Origin of the sequence: Coleofasciculus sp. FACHB-712, assembly GCF_014695635.1 — a bacterium.
Classification (GTDB): domain Bacteria; phylum Cyanobacteriota; class Cyanobacteriia; order Cyanobacteriales; family FACHB-T130; genus FACHB-T130.
The window spans coordinates 1-3,321 of record NZ_JACJOQ010000314.1 but is presented as its reverse complement, the minus strand read 5'-3'; the positions used below and the strand labels follow the sequence as shown (position 1 = coordinate 3,321).

4 protein-coding genes are annotated in these 3,321 nt (G+C 46.2%); 1 reads left to right on the top strand and 3 read right to left on the bottom strand.

The genetic code is table 11. From position 1 onward, the window contains the following. Positions 1-479 (bottom strand): ATP-dependent metallopeptidase FtsH/Yme1/Tma family protein (locus H6F50_RS08175; RefSeq protein WP_190428231.1); only part of this gene is annotated, 479 nt, incomplete at its 3' end. 325 nt (positions 480-804) lie between these two features. On the opposite strand from H6F50_RS08175, the gene H6F50_RS08170 reads away from it, so the two are divergent. After that, complete coding sequence (locus H6F50_RS08170; protein ID WP_190410883.1) at positions 805-1,350, top strand: NADPH-dependent FMN reductase; 546 nt, start codon at positions 805-807, stop codon at positions 1,348-1,350. A 134-nt stretch (positions 1,351-1,484) separates the two neighbouring features. Here the strand turns inward: H6F50_RS08170 and H6F50_RS08165 are convergent, their stop codons facing one another. Further along, positions 1,485-2,669, bottom strand: coding sequence for a ferrochelatase (locus H6F50_RS08165; RefSeq protein ID WP_190410884.1), 1,185 nt, complete (start codon positions 2,667-2,669; stop codon positions 1,485-1,487). A gap of 236 nt (positions 2,670-2,905) precedes the next feature. After that, positions 2,906-3,082 (bottom strand): hypothetical protein, encoded by a 177-nt coding sequence (locus H6F50_RS26725; protein ID WP_206754826.1) that lies wholly within the window; start codon positions 3,080-3,082, stop codon positions 2,906-2,908. Positions 3,083-3,321 lie beyond the last annotated feature (239 nt).

The window sequence follows — 3,321 nt, the reverse complement described above, 5'->3', positions numbered from 1 at the left end:
CCAGAGGCATTACTAGAACGACGGAAAATAAACATTAATACTCCCAGTAAGAAGAAGAGTAATAGTAAGTTTGCCGCTACTCCCACCGCTGCGGTGTTATCGGTCGAAGGTTGTACATCAAGTTCGACATTTTTGTCGCGGAGTTGTTCGATCAATTCTGGGTTTTGCTCTAGAAGCATTACCTCTTGCGGCGGATCGGTTGGCTTTTGCCCCGTTAATCTAACCTTAGCCATCCGGGTGGCTGGGTCAATTTCCACTTTGGTGACTTGGTTTGCCTCAAGTTTCTGCAATAAATCGCCATAGGTGAGGGTGTTCTGCTCTGCCTTGGCGAGGGCAGGAGGACTCAGCAGCATCCCCTGGAAAATCATCAAACTGGCGGCGATCTGCCAGAAGCGTCGTGGCGCTGGTTTAACGGAATCCTTAGACCTTTTTGCCGGTCGATCCCCTATCCATGCTTCGATCCCAGAATTTTTGTTCATAACTATTGCCCTTTCCCTGCTGCTTTGACTCAACCCCTAGGTTGCTGGATTTTCAGAGGAATCTGCCTAAATCAGGAGTTGAGCAGACCTTTCCTATCTTCTAGTTTAACTGTCTCGATTCCAGCCTTGCCGAGAATCGGTTTGCAGGTTTTGTCTGCTTTGTTGACGAAGTTGGGTGGAACTTGTTATCTTAAACGTATTCATAACGAGTACGCTTTAATATTATCGTAAATTTATCTACCGATGTCTCGGTGACAGGTGATTGCCTAAAATTAACTATTTTTGCGGTTACTAAAGCTTGTTTTCATCTTCATGGAGGATTGATATGGTCAAAATTGTGGGAATTGGCGGGAGTTTACGGGCTGAATCTCAAAGTCAGCTGGCTCTAAATTTGGCAGCTTTGCGAATGCGATCGCTTGGTGCTGAGGTAGAAGTTCTTGATTTGCGGCAAATGAATCTGCCTTTTTGTAACGGGGAAAAGGAATTTCCAGACTTTCCAGATGTTGCAAAGATGCGGAAAGCCGTCGCTGAGGCAGATGGCCTAATTTTGGCAACCCCTGAATATCATGGTAGTGTCAGTGGTGTGCTGAAAAATGCCTTAGATTTAATGAGCTTTGACCAGCTAAGCGATAAAGTTGCAGGTTTAATTAGTGTCTTGGGAGGTCAGTCAAATAGTAACGCTCTCAACGATCTGCGGGTAATTATGCGCTGGGTTCATGCTTGGGTAATTCCGGAACAAATTGCCATTGGACAAGCTTGGAAAGCGTTTGATGCCAATGGGAACTTGCTGGATGATAAACTTTCTGAGCGCTTTGATGAATTTGCTAAAAGTTTAGTAGAAAATACCCAAAAACTGAGAAAGGCTGCCTAGTTTTCGGCTTCAATTGGGAAGTTTTAACGCAAAGGTACGCCAAGGAAATCGCAAAGGTACGCAGAGATGATTTTTCTTTGCGTATCTTTGCTTTATTCCTTTGTGGTTCTAGGCGTTAAAAAACACCCAATTATTTAATGATGGTGGTGATCGTGGTCGTGGTGATGACCGTGGTCATGGTGATGATGACCGTGATCGTGGTGGTCGTGGGTATGAGCCGCTTGCATCGCCGCCATCTGAGGATTAACGGAAAGAGCTTGTTCTGAAAATAAAGCTTCAATCTGAGGATGCGCCCATTCTGCTGCCATCTTTAAAAATTCTGGATGGTCGTTGACGCACTCCATTTGTACGTAGGTCACTTCCGGATGCTTACGCCGTAAGTTATGCAGGATGTGGTCTACATCTAGCAGAGTTTCGTGATTCTCAGTAGCAAAGCCAATCGGCATGAAAACAACCGACGTAGCACCCAGCAGAATTAGATTTTCAGCAGCTTGGGTGGCATTGGGTTGAGTCCATTCAATCAGAGGAGTGTCATGGTTGAGCCAACCCACTGAAATCAGGGGATATTTATTGATCAGCTTCTCTCTAACTCTCTCGTAGAGTGCCTCACTTTCAGTGATGCCTGAGGTAAATCCTTTGGCTTTGTGAGGGCAACCGTGGTTCATCAACACGATGGCAGTTTGGGAGGGCAGGTGGGCGACTGCTAAATCGCGGGCAATTTTCTCCTCTACTAGACGCGCTAACAACTCGATGTAGGCGGGTTCGTTGTAGAAGGAGGGAATATAGCGCTGTCCCTTAATCCAATGTTCGCTACCGTCAGAGAGTTTGGAAAGGGCGTTATTTACTTGCTCGACCGCAATCCCGCTGGTAAAGATAGAATCTACTACTAAGAGCGGGTAGATCAGCAGTTTGTCAAAACCCTGCTCTTTGATTTCAGCAAGAACCTGTTCGGGAAGGAAGGGAGCGCAGAAGTTAAAGGCTTTGAAAACTTTAACGCGATCGCCCCATTTTTCTTGTAGATTTTTTTCTATCCCCGCTCGTTGCTGTTCAAAAATTGCATTGTGGGGGGAAATAAAATGATCGTGCTGGTGGTTCCACTCGTGCAGGTCAAAGATTGCCAAAAGCTTTGCGAGTGGTGGATAAATCCACGTCGGTACCGGCGCAAACTTAGCGGTGAGTAGATTTAAAGCTTGTTCGTTATAGTTGGCAAAGTCGTCGTAGCTTTCTACTTCGCCATAGCCCATCAGCAATACGGCTACGCGGTCGTTACCAGTGGCTGAATCGTTATTTTGTTGAAGTTTTTCTGGGGTGGCTACCAAGTCGCGTTCCTCAACTTGAATGGTGTCTACATCAGAGTGGAAACTGGGGCGATCGCGTTGTCGTACAGATTCAATCCCCTCAAAGCACCACTCCTTTTTTAGGTTAACATCCCCTATGGGGGGATTAAGGTAAAAAATTTAGTAGTTAGATAATATTGCAGCGAGTTTTGATGCGCAATTCATCCATCCAATGATTGATACAAGTCAGGAGCGAGCGATCGGGGGAAGAGCTGCATCTAGTGGCATACGCTAACGCGATCGCGTCCTTGCGCCTTCGCTTTGTAAAGTGCCGCATCCGCCGCATGAATGACCGCCTCTCCCGTATTGCCGTGAATCGGGAAGTTTTGTTTTTGTAAATTTTCGTACAGCGATAAATCGGCTAGCGCTAGGGCAAGATTTTCTGCGACTGTCACTGGTTATACCCCAGCGCACATTAAATTCTGGATCTACCCATTCAATCGCTTGATAGCCGCTGAAGTGCTGAATATTAAGCGTTGCATCTGCTTCCCAATTTTGCTGAGATGGCTTCCCCGCATTTTCCCAGCGCTTTGCCATGCGAACCAGTGCTAAAAATCGCTCTTCCATTTCCCCAGTGAGTTCGATTTTTATACTCTCGGCTTCCAGTCAATTTTCTGCTGAATGCGATCGCTCT